The 19,127-nt window shown below is 40.6% G+C and carries 19 protein-coding genes; 18 read left to right on the top strand and 1 reads right to left on the bottom strand.

The window, feature by feature from the left end:
* Positions 1 to 47 precede the first annotated feature (47 nt).
* Complete coding sequence (locus tag LC090_RS09350; RefSeq protein ID WP_226657429.1) at positions 48 to 1,466, bottom strand: amidase; 1,419 nt, start codon at positions 1,464 to 1,466, stop codon at positions 48 to 50.
* Between the two features lie 227 nt (positions 1,467 to 1,693).
* On the opposite strand from LC090_RS09350, the gene aroC reads away from it, so the two are divergent.
* The 18 genes from aroC to qcrB all read left to right on the top strand — a co-directional run bounded on the left by aroC (position 1,694) and on the right by qcrB (position 19,123).
* Positions 1,694 to 2,866, top strand: coding sequence for a chorismate synthase (gene aroC / locus LC090_RS09355; protein WP_226657431.1), 1,173 nt, complete (start codon positions 1,694 to 1,696; stop codon positions 2,864 to 2,866).
* Positions 2,867 to 2,868: 2 nt separating this feature from the next.
* Positions 2,869 to 3,945 carry a 3-dehydroquinate synthase gene (gene aroB, locus LC090_RS09360; RefSeq protein ID WP_226657434.1) on the top strand — a complete coding sequence of 359 codons (1,077 nt, stop codon included), beginning with the start codon at positions 2,869 to 2,871 and terminating at the stop codon, positions 3,943 to 3,945.
* On the top strand, positions 3,942 to 4,304 hold the full coding sequence (aroH, locus tag LC090_RS09365; RefSeq protein WP_226657436.1) for a chorismate mutase: 363 nt from the start codon (positions 3,942 to 3,944) through the stop codon (positions 4,302 to 4,304). The genes aroB and aroH overlap by 4 nt, the downstream gene beginning before the upstream one ends.
* A 285-nt stretch (positions 4,305 to 4,589) precedes the next feature.
* Entirely contained in the window at positions 4,590 to 6,101 is a 1,512-nt protein-coding gene (gene trpE, locus LC090_RS09370) for an anthranilate synthase component I (protein ID WP_226657439.1), read from the top strand.
* Complete coding sequence (trpD, locus tag LC090_RS09375; protein ID WP_226657442.1) at positions 6,094 to 7,119, top strand: anthranilate phosphoribosyltransferase; 1,026 nt, start codon at positions 6,094 to 6,096, stop codon at positions 7,117 to 7,119. Before trpE ends, trpD begins: the two co-directional genes overlap by 8 nt.
* Entirely contained in the window at positions 7,112 to 7,882 is a 771-nt protein-coding gene (gene trpC / locus LC090_RS09380) for an indole-3-glycerol phosphate synthase TrpC (protein WP_226657445.1), read from the top strand. Before trpD ends, trpC begins: the two co-directional genes overlap by 8 nt.
* Positions 7,830 to 8,507, top strand: coding sequence for a phosphoribosylanthranilate isomerase (locus tag LC090_RS09385; RefSeq protein ID WP_226657447.1), 678 nt, complete (start codon positions 7,830 to 7,832; stop codon positions 8,505 to 8,507). The genes trpC and LC090_RS09385 overlap by 53 nt, the downstream gene beginning before the upstream one ends.
* Positions 8,508 to 8,509: 2 nt before the next feature.
* Positions 8,510 to 9,697 (top strand): tryptophan synthase subunit beta, encoded by a 1,188-nt coding sequence (gene trpB, locus LC090_RS09390; RefSeq protein ID WP_226657449.1) that lies wholly within the window; start codon positions 8,510 to 8,512, stop codon positions 9,695 to 9,697.
* The gene (gene trpA, locus LC090_RS09395) at positions 9,690 to 10,517 is read left to right on the top strand and encodes a tryptophan synthase subunit alpha (RefSeq protein ID WP_226657452.1); all 828 of its coding nucleotides are present in this window, start codon (positions 9,690 to 9,692) and stop codon (positions 10,515 to 10,517) included. Before trpB ends, trpA begins: the two co-directional genes overlap by 8 nt.
* Before the next feature lie 9 nt (positions 10,518 to 10,526).
* Complete coding sequence (gene hisC, locus LC090_RS09400) at positions 10,527 to 11,630, top strand: histidinol-phosphate transaminase (protein ID WP_226657454.1); 1,104 nt, start codon at positions 10,527 to 10,529, stop codon at positions 11,628 to 11,630.
* Positions 11,627 to 12,733, top strand: a complete 1,107-nt coding sequence (locus tag LC090_RS09405; RefSeq protein ID WP_226657456.1) for a prephenate dehydrogenase — start codon at positions 11,627 to 11,629, stop codon at positions 12,731 to 12,733. The genes hisC and LC090_RS09405 overlap by 4 nt, the downstream gene beginning before the upstream one ends.
* A 13-nt stretch (positions 12,734 to 12,746) precedes the next feature.
* Positions 12,747 to 14,033 (top strand): 3-phosphoshikimate 1-carboxyvinyltransferase, encoded by a 1,287-nt coding sequence (aroA, locus tag LC090_RS09410; protein WP_425590645.1) that lies wholly within the window; start codon positions 12,747 to 12,749, stop codon positions 14,031 to 14,033.
* Positions 14,034 to 14,464: 431 nt separating this feature from the next.
* Positions 14,465 to 15,739 carry a tetratricopeptide repeat protein gene (locus tag LC090_RS22150; protein WP_226657461.1) on the top strand — a complete coding sequence of 425 codons (1,275 nt, stop codon included), beginning with the start codon at positions 14,465 to 14,467 and terminating at the stop codon, positions 15,737 to 15,739.
* A 68-nt stretch (positions 15,740 to 15,807) separates the two neighbouring features.
* Positions 15,808 to 16,344: a ReoY family proteolytic degradation factor gene (locus tag LC090_RS09420; protein WP_226657463.1), complete on the top strand. Its 537-nt coding sequence runs from the start codon at positions 15,808 to 15,810 to the stop codon at positions 16,342 to 16,344.
* Between the two features lie 177 nt (positions 16,345 to 16,521).
* Positions 16,522 to 17,352 carry a GNAT family N-acetyltransferase gene (locus tag LC090_RS09425; protein ID WP_226657465.1) on the top strand — a complete coding sequence of 277 codons (831 nt, stop codon included), beginning with the start codon at positions 16,522 to 16,524 and terminating at the stop codon, positions 17,350 to 17,352.
* Positions 17,339 to 17,809, top strand: a complete 471-nt coding sequence (locus tag LC090_RS09430; RefSeq protein WP_226657466.1) for a YpiF family protein — start codon at positions 17,339 to 17,341, stop codon at positions 17,807 to 17,809. Before LC090_RS09425 ends, LC090_RS09430 begins: the two co-directional genes overlap by 14 nt.
* Positions 17,810 to 17,941: 132 nt before the next feature.
* Positions 17,942 to 18,439, top strand: coding sequence for a ubiquinol-cytochrome c reductase iron-sulfur subunit (locus tag LC090_RS09435; protein ID WP_194221910.1), 498 nt, complete (start codon positions 17,942 to 17,944; stop codon positions 18,437 to 18,439).
* A 12-nt stretch (positions 18,440 to 18,451) separates the two neighbouring features.
* A complete protein-coding gene (gene qcrB / locus LC090_RS09440) occupies positions 18,452 to 19,123 on the top strand; it encodes a menaquinol-cytochrome c reductase cytochrome b subunit (protein WP_098443956.1) in 672 nt (223 codons plus the stop codon).
* Positions 19,124 to 19,127 lie beyond the last annotated feature (4 nt).

The raw sequence follows: 19,127 nt of genomic DNA on the forward strand, positions 1-19,127 counted from the left end.
CTGTCTGGTTCTTTTTATATTTCGTAACGATTAATGAACGGTTATGGTTAGATGTTTGGAAAGTCAAAACCTATTTCCTTTTCGAGTGTATAGGCAATCCTAAACAATAAACGATCGTTGAATTTGCCTGTCGCAGCCTGTAGACCTACGGGTAAGCCTGAAGGCGCTGTACCTACCGGGATCGATATCGCTGGGTGTCCAGTACAATTATATAACTGAGTCATCATCCAATCAGAGATTGGTGCGGCAGCTTTTCCGTTTATCGTATCCGGACCTTCGATTTGATGTGAAAAAGCAGTTACTCCGAGAACGGGAGACAGAATAGCGTCATAGCGATCTAATTCTTGTTGAAGTGTGTTCCAAATAATCGTTCGCTTTGTTTCCGTCTCTCTTAATTCTACTGCGCTAAGCTGTCTACCGGATTCAATCATCTGAGAAACAGAGAGACTAAATTGTGAAGGGAAGCGATCGTAAAGTGAGCCGTAAGCCGTTGCCAAACCTGCATACCACATCTTGTTGAAGAATGTAATCATTTCTTCAAGTTTCATTCCAAATTGAAGTGGGATTTTTTCTACGATAGCCCCGTGATCACGTAAAACGCTGATCGCTTCTTCTAACGGTCCTAATATTTCTTTCTCAAATGGATATAATCCAAAATTTTCAGTGAAGGCAAACCTTTTACCTTTAACCCCTAATTTCATTTCTTCTTGTAAATTTTCCTCTGGAACTGGAACCGAAAATGGATCACTTGGCTGATAGCCTTCCATTACAGAGAGAAGGAGAGCGGCATCCTCCGTTGATCTTGCCAGTGGTCCATAATGAACAAAAGGCTGAGTCGTTCCAAATCGATTGAGAGGAGAACTGTCAAACGGTACGCGACCAAACGTAGGTTTATGCCCAATAATGCCATTTAGGCTTGAGGGAATGCGAATCGAACCGCCTCCATCGCTACCTTCCGCTAGTGGAACGCACTTGCTTGCTACTGCAGCAGCAGATCCACCACTTGATCCTCCTGCAGTTCTAGAAGGGTCCCATGGATTCTTTGTTGGACCTGCTAAGAGATTGTCTGTCGTCCCTTTATGCCCAAATTCTGGTGTATTTGTTTTTCCGATAATGATAGCGCCTGAATTTCGAATTCTTTTTACAATTGTCGGCTCTGATTGTGGAATGTGATCCTTAAAAAGTGGAGAACCAAACGTAGTACGACGGCCAGCTACTGATGTAAGGTCTTTTAATGCGATTGGAACACCGTGCAAAGGTCCTCTTATGCCTGTATCGATTAGTTCTTTTTCAGAAGCTTTTGCTTCTTCTAAAGCTTCTTCTTCAAATACACTGATAAATAAATTCAGTTTAGGATTTAAACGTTTAATTCGATTAAGATGACTTTGAACAACTTCCACTGGTGAAATCTCTTTTGTTTTTATTTTTTTGGCCATTGATTGAGCTGTGAGATTAGTGATTTCCATTTAGACACTCCCTTAATGTAGGTTATATCTTCAACATTAACGAAATATAACAGCTGAGGCAATCGAGGTATGTTTAGAGAAAAGAAATGAAATTTTGTGTTTTTTTAGTTAAATTATGTTAGGATATGCCCAACCATCATTGAAAAAGTTAAAAATACTTACACGAATTTTATATGGTGTGATATAGTAGTACGTAAAAGCGCCAAAGCATAATGGAGGAGATCGAGATGAGATACTTAACAGCAGGAGAATCACATGGACCGCAGCTTACGACTATACTAGAAGGACTTCCTTCTGGTCTTGAGCTATTAGCAGAAGATATTAATACTGAACTTGCGAGGCGTCAGCTTGGTTATGGCCGAGGTCGCCGTATGCAAATAGAGAAGGATCAAGTTCAAATTCTAAGTGGCGTTCGCCATGCGAAATCAACAGGTGCTCCTATTGCACTTGTCGTAGAAAATAAAGACTGGACGCACTGGAAGAATTATATGGGTGCTGAACCATTAACCGAAGAACAAGAAGAAAATATGAAGCGACAAATCTCTCGGCCCCGACCAGGGCACGCAGATTTAAATGGCGCAATTAAATACAATCATCGGGATATGCGAAATGTGTTAGAACGATCATCCGCAAGAGAAACGACGGTAAGGGTAGCTGCTGGTGCAGTTGCTAAAAAACTACTAAAAACGCTTGGTATTCACGTAGCTGGACATGTTCGGATGATTGGTGGCATAGAAAGTCAATATGAAGGCGGTTTGTCTCTTGAAGAGGTTCAACGAGTGTCAGAACAATCACCAGTTCGAAGTCTAGATGAAGAAGCAGGAAATAAAATGATGGAAGCAATCGATGATGCTAAGAAAAACGGTGATTCAATTGGAGGAATCGTAGAAGTCATCGTTGAGGGTTTACCTGTAGGTCTTGGAAGTCATGTTCACTATGATCGTAAACTCGATGCGAAAATTGCAGGAGCTGTCATGAGTATAAATGCCTTTAAAGGCGTGGAGTTTGGAATAGGCTTTGAGGCTGCTAGAAAGCCAGGTAGTGAAGTTCACGACGAAATTCAATGGTCCGAGTCAGAAGGATATACCCGAAAAACGAATCGACTTGGAGGTTTTGAGGGTGGAATGACAACAGGAATGCCAATCGTTGTCAAAGGTGTTATGAAACCAATTCCAACTCTATATAAACCACTTCAAAGTGTAGATATCGACTCGAAAGAACCGTTTCAGGCAAGCATTGAACGCTCCGACAGCTGTGCCGTACCCGCAGCAAGCGTTGTGGCTGAGAATGTAGTGGCATGGGAAGTCGCTTGCTCGATTCTCGATAAATTTGGTCATGATCGTATCGAAGAAATTGCAGAAGCGCTTGATCGCTACAGGACTTATAGCCGGGAGTTTTAAGCATGGACAGTTTAACAATTAATACAAACAGCGGTAGTTATTCTGTATATATCGGTACTGGAATTCGCAACAAGTGGAGAGAGCTGATTGATTACGCTTCTTACTCCAGTTTTTTCATTGTTACAGATGAAGCGGTTGAAGCAAGATATTTATCATCTATTCAAGGGCATGAGGATATCCCAACTTTTGTGGTGCCTTCTGGAGAAGGATCGAAATCTTTCGCAATGTATCATCAGGTAATGACGGCATTACTTAAAGCTGACTTGGATCGAAAATCCTGCATCATTGCTCTTGGTGGTGGGGTAGTCGGCGATCTAGCCGGCTTTGCTGCCGCTACATATATGAGAGGTATTGACTTTATTCAGATTCCTACAACGCTATTAGCTCATGATTCAAGCGTGGGCGGGAAGACAGGCATAAACCATGAAGTAGGTAAGAATTTAATTGGTGCTTTTCATCAGCCATCAGCCGTTATTTTTGATACAGAGTGTTTAAGAACCCTACCAGATCAAGAATGGCGTTCAGGCTTTAGTGAAGTGATCAAGCATGCACTCATACATGATGAACATTTCCTCCAATGGCTAATGAAGAGAGGAAAGAGGGTCCAGGACTACACAGATGAAGAGCTTCAATTCATTATTAAGAAGGGCATTAGTGTGAAGGGCGCTATCGTAAAGGAAGATGAGCATGAAAAAGGAATTAGAGCTTACTTGAATTTTGGTCATACGCTTGGTCACGCAATTGAATCTGAGCTTGGTTATGGAACCATGACTCATGGAGAAGCGGTTGCTATAGGAATGATTTATGCCCTCAAGTTAAGTGAGGAATATTTCCAAACCACGCTTCGTATGGATGAAATAACAAAATGGTTTCAAGAAATTGGCCTTCCCACCGCTGTTCCTAAAGAGCTTAGTACCAACAAGTTAGTTGAACGTATGAAGAAAGACAAAAAAGCGGAAAACAAAACATTACAGTTTGTTTTATTAAAGAAGATTGGTCAGCCTGTTAAGGTGAAGATAGACGATGAAGATGCCCTTGAACTGCTTCGGTCAAGTATAGAAGGGAGTGGCGCACATTGATTCGAGGGATTAGAGGAGCAACGACAGTTAACCTTAATGAAAAAGAGGAAATTATTCGTGCCACAACGACATTACTAGAACAATTAATCGAACATAATGAAATTGATCCTGCTATGGTGGCGTCTATTCAGTTTACGATGACGGGAGATTTAGATGCTGTGTTTCCTGCTGAAGCAGTTCGAGCATTTAAAGGGTGGTCGAATGTTCCGTTGCTTTGCTCATCGGAAATCCCTGTTCAGGGAGCGCTACCACTGTGCATTCGATTGTTAATGACCGTAAATACAACAAGTGACCAGGAAGAAATCAATCATGTTTATTTAGAGAAGGCTGTGACACTCCGTCCAGACCTTGCAAGTTGACAAATTTGTATCATCATACTAGTATAGAAATAAGTTTAGAGCAGAGGCAATAATTAGGTGTTATGAGTTGAGAGAGCAGAGAATAGGATAGTTGAGTTGAGGAGAGCTTAGAGGGATACGTCTATACACCCCCTGAGGTTATTCAGGGGGTTTTTTATATACCCTTTTATTAAATATGTAACAATCAGACAATTCTCGTCTGTTATTTGTTATACCACTTTATTTTAAATCCTCGGAATACTCAGGTTTCCATTCTCCATAACAAATCATGGAGAGGTGAGAAAGTTGACTACAGATTATTCTTCTTTTCAAAGAGATGCCACACAGTTTGGCATGATTCCAATTATGAAGTCGTATTTTCTTGATACGGCTACACCCATACAAATATTCCAAAATATAGGCAAGCGGGCAAGCTTCTTATTAGAGAGTAGTGATCAAGAATCTAGATGGTCACGTTACTCTTTTATTGGCGTCGATCCAATTTATTCTTTAATTGAACAACGAGGGAATTTTGTGGTTATCGATGCAACTGGGAACGAAATTCTTCAACGAAATGATTTTCAATCAGGTGTAAAAGCCCTATTTAACTATCTAAATCCAAAACTTCCAGATCATGATTTTCCTTTCTATGGTGGTGCTGTTGGCTATATCGGTTATGACGCTGTTAGTCAGTTTGATAAAATTCCCCTTCATCCAGGTCGAGATGAAGAGATGCCGCTCGTACATTTCATTGTTTGTGAGAATTTAGTCATCTTTGATCATCATTTAAAACGATTAACGGTTTGTCATCATGCGAGATTAACAGAAGGAGCGGATGTTGAAAAGATTTACAACAATGCTTTCTCCGTGATGGAAGAGCTCGTGACCCTTTCGTCAAAGTCAAACCAATCGGAAGTGATGGTTCTACCTGAAGATGCTTCTCATGAAGTGGATTTCTCACAAATTAAATCAAATTATGAAAAGCAGCAATTCTTAAATGATGTAAATAAAATCAAATCTTACATTGAGGACGGAGATGTCTTTCAAGCTGTATTATCACAGCGATTTGAAAAAGATATCACGATTGGTGGTTTGGATTTATACCGGGTCCTCCGCGTCATTAATCCATCTCCGTATATGTTTTATTTAAAGATGAATGATTTTGAAATTATTGGAAGCTCACCAGAGAAATTAGTTCAGGTTCAGGATGGAAAAATTGAAATCGACCCCATCGCTGGCACAAGAAAGCGAGGCAGAACCGATCAAGAAGATAACGAACTTGCAGAAGAATTACTTCAAGATGAGAAAGAGCGGGCAGAACATTACATGCTTGTCGATCTTGCTAGAAATGATGTTGGGCGAGTGGCGGAATATGGAAGTGTGTCGGTTCCGCAGTTGATGGATGTTGGACGATTTTCTCATGTCATGCACATTATTTCAAAAGTAACGGGGGTTTTAGCACCTCAATTCACTAGTTTAGATGCTGTTGTCGCCTCCTTCCCTGCCGGAACTGTATCTGGTGCTCCAAAAGTACGAGCGATGCAAATTTTAAATGAGCTGGAACCGACATCACGATCCATCTACTCAGGGGCAATTGGCTATATTGGATTCGATGGAAATATTGATTCATGTATCGCAATTCGAACGATGGTGATCCATGATGGAACGGCCTATGTACAGGCCGGAGCAGGAATTGTAGCTGATTCAATTCCAGAAAATGAATGGGAAGAAACGCGAAATAAAGCGAGCGCCTTAATAAAAGCCATCCAGGTAGCTGAAGCGATTTTTGATAAAAAGGAGGAGCAGCTTAATGTTTAAAGAACAATTAAGTAGAATGATAGAAGGTCATACCCTGTCAGAAACTGAAGCTGAACAGGTGATGGATGTCATTATGGAGGGAAGAGCAAATGATGCCCAAATCGCAAGCTTCTTAACAATTCTACACATGAGAGGCGAATCGGTTTCTGAATTAACAGGATTTGTTCGTTCTCTTCGGAATCATGTTGTTCAGCTTGATCATGGCGGGCTACCTCTGATCGATACTTGTGGGACAGGAGGCGACGGGCAATCTACTTTCAATATATCGACTGCTTCAGCAATACTCGTTTCAAGTCTTGGGATAAAAGTTGCAAAACATGGTAACAAAGCAGTGTCTTCTAAAAGTGGGAGTGCGGATGTTTTAGATCAGCTTGGCATCCCGACGCAGTCAAGTCGTGGCGAAGCTGTAGCAACGCTTAAAGAGAAAAACATGTGTTTCCTATTTGCTCCAAACTACCATGTTGCCATGAAACACGCTGTAAATGCTCGGAAAGCGATTGGTTTTAGAACTGTCTTTAATAGCCTCGGACCGCTAGCAAACCCGGCTGGTAGTCAGGCGCAGTTGATTGGTGTCTATAGTTATGAAAAGGCATTGAAAATGGCAGAAGCCTTAAAGCGTCTTGGTACAGAGCGTGCACTCCTTGTTACGGGGGGAGAAGGAATCGATGAGTGTTCGATTTCAACTTATACAGATTTCGTCGAGTTAAGGAATGGTGACATTACGACGTACCGTCTTACACCTGAAGATGTTGGTCTTACAACGGGTAGAGCGCAAGATTTGGTAGTAAGCACGTCTAAAGAAAGTGCCGATCTAATTGCACAAATCTTCAATAACGAAGGAAATGAAGCTAGCACTGGAATTGTCCTTTATAATGCTGGAGCAGCTCTCTATCTTGCAGGAGCATGTGAAACTATTAAAGACGGTGTGCAGATGGCGAAAGAAGCCATTTTAAATCGACTCGGTCAAAAACAACTAAATGCATTAAGCGCAAACAAGGAGCTGAATGTTCATGCTTGAGCAAATTATTAAAGTGAAGCACGATGAGATGGAACAATTTAGTATGCCAAAAGATGAAAAAGTAACAAACGTTTCGTTCATTGAAAGCTTGTGTAACCCAACCCATGAGTTAAGTCTCATTGCAGAAGTAAAGAAAGCTTCTCCATCAAAAGGGATTATTAATGCCAATTTTGATCCTGTAGAAGTAGCAAAAGCTTATGAAAAAGCAGGTGCGGATGCTATATCTGTGTTGACAGACGAATCCTTTTTTATGGGCAGTAATGCTTTTTTAACAGAAGTCAAGAAGCACGTGTCTTTACCGGTTTTACGAAAAGATTTTATTATTGATACACGCCAAATTGAAGAGAGTAAACGAATTGGTGCAGATGCGATTTTATTAATCGTAAGGGCGCTTGGTGCAGAGAAGACAAAGGAATTTTATGAGTATGCTTCAAAACTGGGGCTAGAGTGCTTAGTTGAGGTCCATTCAAAAGAAGAGCTTGAAACACTTTTGGCCCACTTTACTCCCGCCATTATTGGGGTGAATAATCGAAACCTTGCGACGTTTGAAACCTCGACGAAACAAACGCATTCACTCAGCAAGCATATTCCCCAATCTAGCTTAATGGTAAGTGAAAGTGGTATCTCAACATATGAAGATATTAAAGATGTGAAAAGTGCGGGTGCGAAAGCTGTATTAGTGGGTGAGGCTTTGATGAGGGATGGTACGTATGAAAAAGGAATTAGGCGTTTGTTTGGTGAAACAGTTCATGGGAAAGCCTGAACTAAAGCTGTGCGGTAATCGCTCGTTGGAGGATTGGGAGAGCGTTAGAGTGAGCGGTGTCCCATATGCAGGGTTTATTTTTGCGAATAGTGTACGTCGTGTCACGAATGAGCAAGTTAAAAACTGGTTAAGTGAATTTCCTCCTCTAAATGATATGAAGATTGTAGGGGTGTTTGTAAACCCTGAATTGGAGGAACTGGCTCAAACGGTAAGTGAAGTACCGCTTGATATTCTGCAACTTCATGGAAATGAAACACCTGCATTTTTAGCGAAGGTAAAACAAATGACAGGTAAAACGATTTGGAAAGTGATTCATCATGGCAAATCTTCTTTAAATGAAATGAGACGGTACGACGGTATAGCAGATGGGTATATCGTTGACACCAAACTACCTGGACAATGGGGTGGAACGGGTAAACGATTTGATTGGGATTCAATCCCCTCTTATCAAGCTGAAGCAGCAGTTCAAAAAGTTCCATTATTTGTAGCGGGTGGCGTAAAAGTAGATAATGTGCAAGAACTCTTACCCTATCAACTCGATGGAATTGATGTATCAAGCGGAATTGAAACGAATGACAGAAAAGATAAATTGAAAATGGACGACCTAATCGAAAGGCTGGGATAAAGATGTCAACAAGTATACCTGATCAACGCGGCAGATATGGAAGATATGGTGGAAAGTACGTTCCTGAAACAGCGATGTATGCGTTAGAAGAATTAGAACAATCATTAAACGAAGCGATGACTGATCAGGAATTCATGAAAAGCTATCATGAGGAATTGAAAAAGTATTCAGGACGACCCACTCCAATTACTCATGCGGAAAATTTATCGAAGCGACTAGGCGGGGCACAAATTTATTTGAAGCGTGAAGATTTAAACCATACTGGCGCACATAAATTAAACAATGCGATCGGACAGGCTCTTCTAGCGGTTCGAATGGGAAAAGAAAAGATCGTAGCTGAAACAGGCGCCGGCCAGCATGGAGTGGCAGCTGCAACCGTGGCCGCACGTTTTGGATTAGAATGTAAAGTATTTATGGGAGAAGAAGATATTAGAAGGCAAGAACTGAATGTCTTTAGAATGAAGCTGCTTGGCGCGGAAGTTGTTCCGGTTTCATCAGGTAGTAAAACATTAAAAGATGCTACAAATGAAGCGATTCGGTACTGGGTTGCTAACGTTGAAGATACGTTCTATTTAATTGGTTCTGTCGTAGGACCTCATCCATACCCTAAAATGGTGAGAGATTTTCAGCGTGTCATCGGTGATGAATCACGTGAACAAATGGCAGCATTACCTGATAAGGTCATTGCTTGTGTTGGTGGGGGAAGTAATGCTATGGGTATGTTCTATCCATTTCTTAAAGATGACGTTCGTTTGATAGGAGTAGAAGCCGCAGGTAAAGGTATTCATACCGGAGAACATGCAGCAACTCTTTCGGAAGGGCGTCTTGGAGTCATTCATGGATCGATTACTTACTTATTGCAAAACGAAACAGGACAAATTCAGGAGCCGCATTCGATTTCTGCTGGACTCGATTATCCTGGAATTGGACCTGAGCATGCCTATTTAAACGAAACGGGTCGCGTAACGTATACCGGAATTACTGATAATGAAGCACTCGATGCGCTAAAAGTACTTTCTGAAGAGGAAGGAATCATACCAGCAATCGAAAGTGCTCATGCACTATCTGAAGCAATTAAGCAAGCGCCAGACATGAACGAAAATGAAGTTATTCTTGTGTGCCTCTCAGGAAGAGGAGATAAGGATGTGCACACGATTATGGAGCATCTTGGAGGTGACGTTAATGAATAAACGATTTGAGAAGCATGTAAATGGACGAAAAGATCTATTCATACCTTTTATTGTAGCTGGTGATCCATCAGAGGAAACGACTATTAATTTAGCATTGATGCTTCAAGAAGAAGGAGCTAATGTAATTGAACTCGGTATTCCCTATTCTGACCCTCTAGCAGATGGTCCAGTGATTCAGCGAGCGTCACTTCGTGCATTAGAACATGGAATGAGCCTTGAGAAAGCAATGGGTCTCGTAAAACAAATGCGAGAAAAAGGACTTGAAATTCCAGTTGTGATATTTACTTATTACAATCTTTTGTTACAATTAGGAGAAGAACGCTTCTTCGCTTTAGTGCGAGAAAATGATATTGACGGACTATTAGTTCCAGATCTTCCTTTTGAAGAAAGTGAAGAGTGGAGAGCAAGTTGCAATGCTAATGAGACCGCGCTGATTTCTCTTGTTGCGCCAACAACTTCAGATAAAAGACTGCAGGCCATTTCGAAAGAAGCTACTGGATTTCTTTATTGCGTCTCGTCACTCGGTGTTACGGGAACGAGGACTGACTTTCATTCCTCTGTCTTTACATTTCTCGATCGAGTGAAAGAGCATAGTATGATTCCAGTTGCGGTGGGCTTTGGAGTCTCTGCTCCTGAACAAGTTGAAAAGTTAAAAGAGCACTGTGATGGCGTTATTGTTGGTAGTGCGATTATTCGTCAAGTTGAGGAACAAGTGGAAGTGTTGAAGAAAGAAGCATCCCAGAAAGAAGGGATCGATCAAATTCGGGCATATGTACGAAATTTGATTTCTCCATATGGGAAAGTGAAAATCCATTCGTGAGGTGCAGGCATGATTCCAAAAAGACAAATGAAAGGGTTAACCCCTTACAAGCCAGGTAAGCCAATTGAAGAAGTAAAAAAAGAGCTTGGTCTCAAACAAGTAATTAAACTCGCTTCAAACGAGAATCCATATGGTTCCTCTCAAACAGTGAAAGAAGCCATTGAAAAGGAACTGTCGCAATTACACATTTATCCAGATGGCTATGCAGCTTCTCTTAGGACTGAGGTAGCAAAGCATCTTAATGTAAATGAAGATCAGCTTGTTTTCGGTAATGGCTCAGATGAAGTTGTCCAAATTCTATCTAGAACCTACCTTGAAAAAGGAACAAATACGGTGATGGCAACACCAACTTTTCCACAATATCGCCACAATGCGGTTATAGAAGATGCAGAAATTCGAGAGATTCCACTGACTGAAGGAAAGCATCAACTAGAAGAGATGCTAAAAGCCATTGATGAGAATACGCGTATCATTTGGGTGTGTTCACCCAATAACCCTACAGGAGAGCATATTCCAGAAGAAGAACTATTTTCATTTTTGAAAAAGGTTCCAGATCACGTTCTAGTTGTAATGGATGAGGCTTACAAAGAATATGTTACAGCTACGGATTTTCCTGATACGCTTTCAGCGCTCTCAGAGTATAAAAATCTTGTGGTTTTACGAACGTTCTCTAAAGCTTATGGCATTGCAGCGTTGCGTGTTGGATATGGTGTCGCTAATCCGGAAGTGATCGCATCAATTGAGCCCTCACGAGAACCGTTTAATACCTCACGCGTCGCACAAGCTGCCGCAATTGCTGCCTTAAAGGACCAGCAGTTTATTCAGATGTGTCGAGAAGAAAATGAGAAAGGACGCGCTCTTTACTATGCTTTTTGCGAGCAATATGATTTGTCTGTATTTCCTTCTCAAGGGAACTTTGTCCTAATTGATTTTGGTATTCCTGCAGACGATGTATTTGATTATCTGATGAGGCAGGGGTATATTGTGCGCTCTGGATCTGCTCTCGGCTTTCCAACTTCAGTGAGAATAACTGTTGGGTCGGAAGAACAAAATAAGGAAATTATTAGCTGTCTATCGCAATTTCTTGATGAAAAGAGAAAGGATCCATCATGAGTAAAAACGTAGCCGTCATCGGTCTTGGGCTAATTGGTGGGTCTATTGCTCTTGCAATCAAGGCAGGACATCAGGATGCCAGAATTTCAGGATACGATGTGAATCAAAACCAGCTTGATCTTGCAAAGGCACTTCGTGTAGTGGATGACACCGCTTCTTCTTTAGAAGAAGCGGTGCAAAATGCTGACTACATTATGATTGCAGCTCCTGTCCTTCAAACAGAACAAATCCTAGTACAACTTTCTTCCATTAAACTCAAAGATACCGTCATCATTTCGGACGTCGGAAGTACGAAGCTTTCCATTGTAAAACATGCGAAAAAGATACTTAGCCCTTCTATTACTTTTATAGGAGGGCATCCGATGGCAGGCTCTCATAAAACAGGTGTGACAGCAGCGAAATCTCATCTCTTTGAGAACGCCTTTTACATTTTGACGCCAGACGGTGAAGTTGACAGAAATAAGTTGTATGATTTAATGGATCTTTTAAGTGAGACAAATGCGACTTTTGTTGAGCTCGATGCAGAAGAGCATGATTATTTAGTTGGATTAATTAGTCACTTTCCACACATTTTAGCCGCAAGTCTTGTCAATTTTGTTAGTGATCGAAATAATAACCAGCGCTATAACGTCGCAAGATTCGCAGCGGGCGGGTTTCGAGATATTACTCGCATCGCATCAGCTAGCCCCGTAATGTGGCGAGATATTTTATTAAGAAACAAAGATGTTCTACTTCAGATGACTGAAGAAATGAAGATAGAATTAGACCGAATTCAAGGCTATATTAAAGAAGAAAACGGAGACGGTATTTTTCATTATTTTTCAAACGCGAAGGATTTTCGTGATGGTTTACCCGTTCGCTCAAGAGGAGCGATCCCGGCCTTTTATGACTTGTTCTTAGATGTACGGGATCAGCCCGGCGTAATCGCTGCCGTTACACAAAAACTCGCAAAGGAAGAAATTTCAATTACGAACATTCGTATTATTGAAACGCGAGAAGACATTATGGGTGTCCTACGCGTGAGCTTTCGATCGGAAACGGACCGTGATAACGCGAAAGTTGTCCTCGATCGTGATTTTGAAACATATGTAGATGATAAATAAGGAGAACATGACTATGGAAACGATAACGAAAGCACATAGCCTTAAGGGAACTGTTGTCATACCTGGGGATAAATCCATATCACACCGTGCAATTATGTTTGGTTCGATAGCAAATGGCACGACACATATTACGAATTTTTTACCAGGAGCAGACTGTTTAAGCACGATTTCTTGTTTTAAGCAAATGGGGATTCATATTGAACAGGATGGCGCTTCTGTTGTGGTAGAAGGGAAAGGTATGGATGGGCTAAAAGAGCCCTCACAGCTTCTTGATGTAGGGAACTCTGGCACAACATTTCGTTTAATGATGGGATTACTTGCAGGCAGGCCATTCCATTCGGTTTTAGCGGGGGATGAATCGATTGCTAAACGACCGATGAATCGTGTAACAGTGCCCTTAACACAAATGGGGGCAATTATAGATGGGAGAGAACAGGGGACGTTCGCACCAATTTCAATTCGAGGTGGAAATTTGAAAGGCATTACATATGAGTCCCCCGTCGCTAGTGCTCAAGTTAAATCAGGCATTCTTCTAGCTGGCCTTCAAGCTGAGGGAGAAACAACTGTATCTGAAACACATCGCTCTAGAAACCACACTGAAAATATGCTCGAAAGTTTTGGAGTAAAGGTGAAGAGAGAAGGTCTTTCAGTCAGTGTAGAAGGGGGTCAACAGCTTACGGCAACAAATGTTGAAGTACCTGGTGACATTTCATCGGCTGCTTTTTTCCTCGTTGCAGGTGCAATCGTTCCAGATAGCACAATCACTCTTTTAAATGTGGGGATAAATGAAACAAGATCTGGAATTATCGATGTACTCCAACAAATGGGTGCTGATCTGTCGATTAAAAATAGACGCGTAGTAAACCAGGAAGAAGTAGCGGACCTTACAATTTCTACGAGTAATCTTACTAATACTTCTATTGAAGGAGATATCATTCCGAGATTAATTGATGAGTTGCCGATTATTGCGCTACTCGCCACTCAGGCGAAAGGTAAGACGGTGATTCGAAATGCAGAAGAGTTGAAGGTTAAAGAAACAAACCGAATTGATGCGGTCGTCGACGCATTACAATCGTTAGGTGCATCAATCACAGGTACACCAGATGGTATGGTTATTGAAGGCCCTACGCCTCTCCATGGGGGACGCGTTTCGAGTTTAGGTGATCATCGGATCGGCATGATGCTTGCTGTCGCTGGATGTATAACAGATGGCGCAGTAGAGCTCGAATTACCTGAAGCCATAAAAGTGTCGTATCCTGACTTTTTTGAACATTTAAAGCAACTACAAGCAGGTTCCTAGGACCTGCTTGTTTAGTTTTGAGTGATGTTCTTTTAAAAAAGTTACGTAATTTTCTAAACAATCTGTTGATTTTATGAATTTCCCTGTTATACTAAGGATAGTAATGGTTTCTCTCCACTCCTATCCATATTTATTTTGTCCCTGTGTTTTGAAAGCGTTAACAAAAGCTTTCTACACAGGGAATTTTTTTCATTGAATTTTGAATGATACTTTATTACCCACTGAAAATCTGCAAATAAATTTAGGCAGTGAAGTTGAAGATAACGAATTTCTTGATTATGATGGAGAAGAACTATTCATTTTAAGACTTCATGTGAATGCTTGTAATGGAATGCTTTTATTTACTAGAAGAGAATGAAAAAAGCATTTAATGAAAAGCAGTACCGGAAGTCATTTAAATAATAAAGTAGTGTTAGAAGGAGTTTTGGAGCGTGGATCGTCTTAAACAAGCTGTCTCATTAATTGAGTCGGGGAATTTTGAAAAAGGTTTAAAAGAATTAAAAGAAGTACGAAAAGAAGCTGATCACGAAAGCTTATACGATCTTTCCAATATTTACTACAGCCTTGGACTTATTGAAGATTCCAGAGATGTTGTAGAAGAGTTACTTATTCATTACCCAAATGAAGGAGAATTACTTGTACAAGCAGCTGAATGCTATGTTGATCTTGAACAAGAACAAGAAGCAATCGCTGCTTTAAATAAAATTGATGAAAATGATGCTGCGTATCCGCCGGCACTTCTCTTATTAGCTGATCTTTATCAAACAGAAGGATTAGAAGAAGTGGCGGAGCAGAAACTATTGGAAGCGAAGCGACTTTCTCCAGATGAACCAATTATCGATTTTGGACTTGGGGAATTCTACTTAACACAAGGTCATCATTTAAAAGCTGTTCCTTATTACGAAGCTGTTCTTGGAACAAAAGGAGAGCTTGCGAATGAAAATATCGAAATTAGATTGGCAGAAGCTTTAAGTGGTAGTGGTCAATTTGAAGAGGCGCTTACTTATTATGAGAAAGGTTTAGAAAATGCTCGTGAAATCAATGCGCTGTTTGGATATGGGTTTACAGCCCTTCAAATCAACGAATATCGAAAAGCCATTAATGCGTTTAATGAACTAAAAGAGCTAGACCCACAATATAGTACGCTTTATCCTTACCTTGCAAAAGCTTATGAAGAAGAAGGTGCGGTAGCCGAAGCAATCGAGGTACTTGCTCAAGGAATTAAATTTGATGAATTTAATGAAGAGTTATATTTGCAAGCTAGTAGATTAACATTCAAAACGCATGATAATGCCAGTGGTGAGCAATACTTACGTGAGTTACTTGCCATCAATCCTGCTCATATTGAAGCTGCGAAGACGCTAGCCGCCTACTTGAAAACAGAGGAACGATATGAAGATATTTTAGATCTTCTTCGAAATATTGAGGAAGGTGATCAGAATGATCCATACCTTGATTGGTCAGCTGCAACAGCATATGCGCAGGTAGAGGAGTATAAAGATGCCATAAAACGCTATGAAAACGCATATACTTATTTCAGACAGGATCCAATCTTCCTGGAGGAATATGGTGCGTTCTTAATTGAAGAAGGTAGAAGAGAGGAAGCGGTAAGAGTTTTCAAGCTTGCTCTAGAATTAGACCCATCGCTCGTTCATCTCGAAGAAGAAATTTTGCGATTTGAAGAGGAAACTTTCAAAGAGGATTAAAGGGGAAGAAGGAAATTTATCTTCAATGACGAATTCTTACATTAGGAAAATCTCAGGGAGGAATCGCTATGAGCAGCTCCGTTTCTGTCGTTGAAAAGAAAGACTTTCTGAAATGGTTTTTAAAGAAATATCAAGTGAAGAAACGTGAATGTGTCTGGCTTCTAAATTATTTAATAAGTGATGAAGTGTTGATGGGGAATGTTCATTTTGTTGAAAACGCTGAATTTTGTCCAAAAGCGCTTGTGATCTCCACCCACTGTGTAGAAAATGCTCCTTTTCGTTTTTATAAACACAACATCATCACGACAGACCCTGAAAAGTCTTTTCATGATATTCGCTTGAATCAGGACGAGCCTATTTACATCCAGCTAAACTTCAAAAGTAAAAATGTATCTCCCCATTATGTAGCTGTACTGGAAGAAAATCCATTTTTGCCAGAGAATATGGCGGCTGATAAAAAGTATTCGTTCATGGCTGAAATGGTTCTCGATGAATCATTTACGCGGTTTAAAAAGGAGTCTATTTTAAAACAAATTGATGAGGCGCTGGATCGAAATGATGAAATGGCGTTTATTCATTTAAGTAAGCAATTAAGTAACTTATAACCCTTGAGGTATTCAAGGGTTTTTTGTTTGGTTCATTTTCCATAGATGTTTGGAACGTGCGTTCGAGGATAATCCTTCAGTGGCGTCTTAACTGATGATATACTAGAAAATGATAGGAAGTAGGGAGGGCTGATAAAAACATGTTGATTAGAACGGTCTTAGTAAGGAGGTACCGTGTTGATTCGAAGATTGACAAGTAAGGATATTCCCGTTGTTAAAGAAATGCCAACAGGTTTAGAAGAAGATTATGTTAGCAGAATACTTCATAGGCTCATAGAAGAAGAGACCATAATGGGCTATTTTCATAACGAAAAGCTTGTCGGTATAGCAGGAATGACAATGTTTGAACGAGAAGCAGTCGTTCTAGGACGGTTACGTACACATGTTGATTATCGGAACAAGGGGATTGCTTCTGCCTTAATGAATACGTTAAAAAATGAGGCATTTAATCATCAGATGGTAACCTGGGTTGGCTATGCTACAGAAGAGTACAATACGGCAGGTAACCGTTTAGCGCCACATTTAGAGATGCACCTTGAAGCAAAAGTTGTCTCTTCACTCGTCAGTCCTTATGTTATGATGGGACAAACCACTACAGAACCTTTCGAACGAGTAGTGACAGCGGATAAAAAAACAATCATCGAAAAATACTGGAAGAAAAATAAAGCGACATTTTTTCCTTACTCCATCTATTATCCGCTTCCATATTTACCAATTCTATCTCCCGCTTATTTAAATAAAGTAGAGCTGTTTGTAAATGGTAGTGGTGGGTTTATGATCATGAAAGAAGAGAAAGGTGCTTCGTATTTACATCTGAAAGTTTTTAATGAAACAACCCTTTACAATAAAACAATGTGGGACATGGTTAATGCGCATGCTAGTGAAGAAGCAAGAACCATTTGGGTTGATTTACCCATACAGCAAGCAAAGTGGCTAGAACCTTATTCGCATCAAACCATTTGGCATTTATATGGACAAAAAAGGAGTTTGCAAAATGAAATGGACTGAAGCAGACATCGCGCTATTTGAAAAAGAAAAAGAATATGTTGATACAGCCGTTCTTCCACTCGTTCCGATTTCAATGACGAACAATATGAAAACAACAGTTTCTATGGGAGAATATATCTCCATTATTTCAAGTGAACTAGAACGACAATTGAAAGGTCGTCTACTATTACTACCTGCCTTTACATATTTAAGTTCAGAGGAACAAGCTACAACGAAGGACCGTTTGAAAAAGGTAGAGGAAGAATTGATGCTTGGAGGTATACAGCATATTATCACGTTAACTGCTGATGTAAATTGGAAGCAGGTGGAGGATCAGGTTTCAAGTGCGCTTTTATGGATGCCTGCGATTCCACTTGAACACATGGATGAACAATATAAAATGGAAACGGTATCAGCTCAAGTAAAGCAAGTTTTACAATTTGTAACAAATACGTGGCAAAGTAATATAAATAGTTGATTTGTGGCATGCTAAAGACCAATCACAATATTGACAGAGCAAGACTGACTACGCTATCATAGGAATGTCCTAGTTATATGTGTGTATTATTATGTCCGGCTGGACTGACTTCATAGGATAGGGGGGAAACCAATGGCGAAGAAGAAGGAAGTAACAAGACGCCAATTTCTAAACTACAGCCTGACTGGTGTCGGCGGTTTTATGGCAGCAGGGATGCTCATGCCGATGGTTCGTTTTGCAATTGATCCATTGTTAAAAGAAGGAGCCAAGCAGGATTTTGTACCTGTTATGGACACAAGTGAGATTACGAACAAACCAGTTCGTAAAGAATTCAAAATTGACCAGGTTGATGGTTGGTATGAATCTGAGGTCACACAATCCGCCTGGGTTTACAAAGATGAAAAAGACGAAATTGTCGCTCTTTCACCAGTTTGTAAACACCTGGGTTGTACGGTGGATTGGGCTTCAAATGCAGCATATCCTGATCAGTTTTATTGTCCGTGCCACGGTGGTCGTTACACAAAAGACGGTGTGAACGTAAAAGGTACACCGCCACTAGCGCCGCTTGATGTTTACAACAAGAAAGTTGAAGATGGAAAACTTTACCTCGGAAAACCTGAACCACGTTAGGGGGCGTAATCTATGTTAAATAAAATCTATGATTGGGTAGATGAACGCTTAGATATTACGCCGATGTGGCGCGATATTGCAGATCACGAAGTGCCAGAGCACGTAAACCCTGCTCATCACTTTTCAGCGTTTGTTTATTGTTTTGGCGGTTTAACGTTTTTTATTACTGTAATTCAAATTCTTTCCGGGATGTTCCTAACCATGTACTATGTACCTGACATTGTAAACGCCTGGGAGTCTGTTTACTATCTTCAGAATGAAGTAGCATTCGGACAAATTGTAAGGGGAATGCACCATTGGGGAGCCAGTCTCGTAATCGTTATGATGTTTCTACATACCCTTCGCGTATTCTTTACCGGCTCTTACAAAAAACCTCGTGAATTAAACTGGGTTGTTGGTGTATTGATTTTCTTCGTAATGCTTGGTTTAGGATTTACGGGATATCTTTTACCATGGGATATGAAAGCGCTATTTGCGACTAAAGTTGGTCTTGAAATAGCGGTAACAATTCCTGTTGTAGGTGAATGGGCAAAAACCCTTCTAGCAGGTGGAGAAATCATTGGAGCGCAAACTCTTGCACGATTCTTTGCGATTCATGTCTTCTTCTTACCAGCTGCACTTCTTGGATTGCTTGCTGCTCACTTTATCATGATTCGTAAGCAGGGTATTTCTGGCCCTCTTTAAAAAG

This window comes from Guptibacillus hwajinpoensis, from assembly GCF_020524165.1.
Classification (GTDB): Bacteria; Bacillota; Bacilli; order Bacillales; family Guptibacillaceae; genus Guptibacillus; species Guptibacillus hwajinpoensis_D.

Excerpts from the sequence above, each read along its gene's own strand:
- LC090_RS09420 (WP_226657463.1), top strand. The coding sequence starts at position 15,808 with ATGAGCAGCTCCGTTTCTGTCGTTGAAAAGAAAGACTTTCTGAAATGG.
- aroA (WP_425590645.1), top strand. The coding sequence starts at position 12,747 with ATGGAAACGATAACGAAAGCACATAGCCTTAAGGGAACTGTTGTCATA.
- LC090_RS09430 (WP_226657466.1), top strand. The coding sequence starts at position 17,339 with ATGAAATGGACTGAAGCAGACATCGCGCTATTTGAAAAAGAAAAAGAA.
- trpB (WP_226657449.1), top strand. The coding sequence starts at position 8,510 with ATGTCAACAAGTATACCTGATCAACGCGGCAGATATGGAAGATATGGT.
- LC090_RS09350 (WP_226657429.1), bottom strand. The coding sequence starts at position 1,466 with ATGGAAATCACTAATCTCACAGCTCAATCAATGGCCAAAAAAATAAAA.
- qcrB (WP_098443956.1), top strand. The coding sequence starts at position 18,452 with ATGTTAAATAAAATCTATGATTGGGTAGATGAACGCTTAGATATTACG.
- hisC (WP_226657454.1), top strand. The coding sequence starts at position 10,527 with ATGATTCCAAAAAGACAAATGAAAGGGTTAACCCCTTACAAGCCAGGT.
- LC090_RS09435 (WP_194221910.1), top strand. The coding sequence starts at position 17,942 with ATGGCGAAGAAGAAGGAAGTAACAAGACGCCAATTTCTAAACTACAGC.
- trpA (WP_226657452.1), top strand. The coding sequence starts at position 9,690 with ATGAATAAACGATTTGAGAAGCATGTAAATGGACGAAAAGATCTATTC.
- LC090_RS09385 (WP_226657447.1), top strand. The coding sequence starts at position 7,830 with ATGAAAAAGGAATTAGGCGTTTGTTTGGTGAAACAGTTCATGGGAAAG.
- aroC (WP_226657431.1), top strand. The coding sequence starts at position 1,694 with ATGAGATACTTAACAGCAGGAGAATCACATGGACCGCAGCTTACGACT.
- trpC (WP_226657445.1), top strand. The coding sequence starts at position 7,112 with ATGCTTGAGCAAATTATTAAAGTGAAGCACGATGAGATGGAACAATTT.
- trpD (WP_226657442.1), top strand. The coding sequence starts at position 6,094 with ATGTTTAAAGAACAATTAAGTAGAATGATAGAAGGTCATACCCTGTCA.
- aroB (WP_226657434.1), top strand. The coding sequence starts at position 2,869 with ATGGACAGTTTAACAATTAATACAAACAGCGGTAGTTATTCTGTATAT.
- LC090_RS09405 (WP_226657456.1), top strand. The coding sequence starts at position 11,627 with ATGAGTAAAAACGTAGCCGTCATCGGTCTTGGGCTAATTGGTGGGTCT.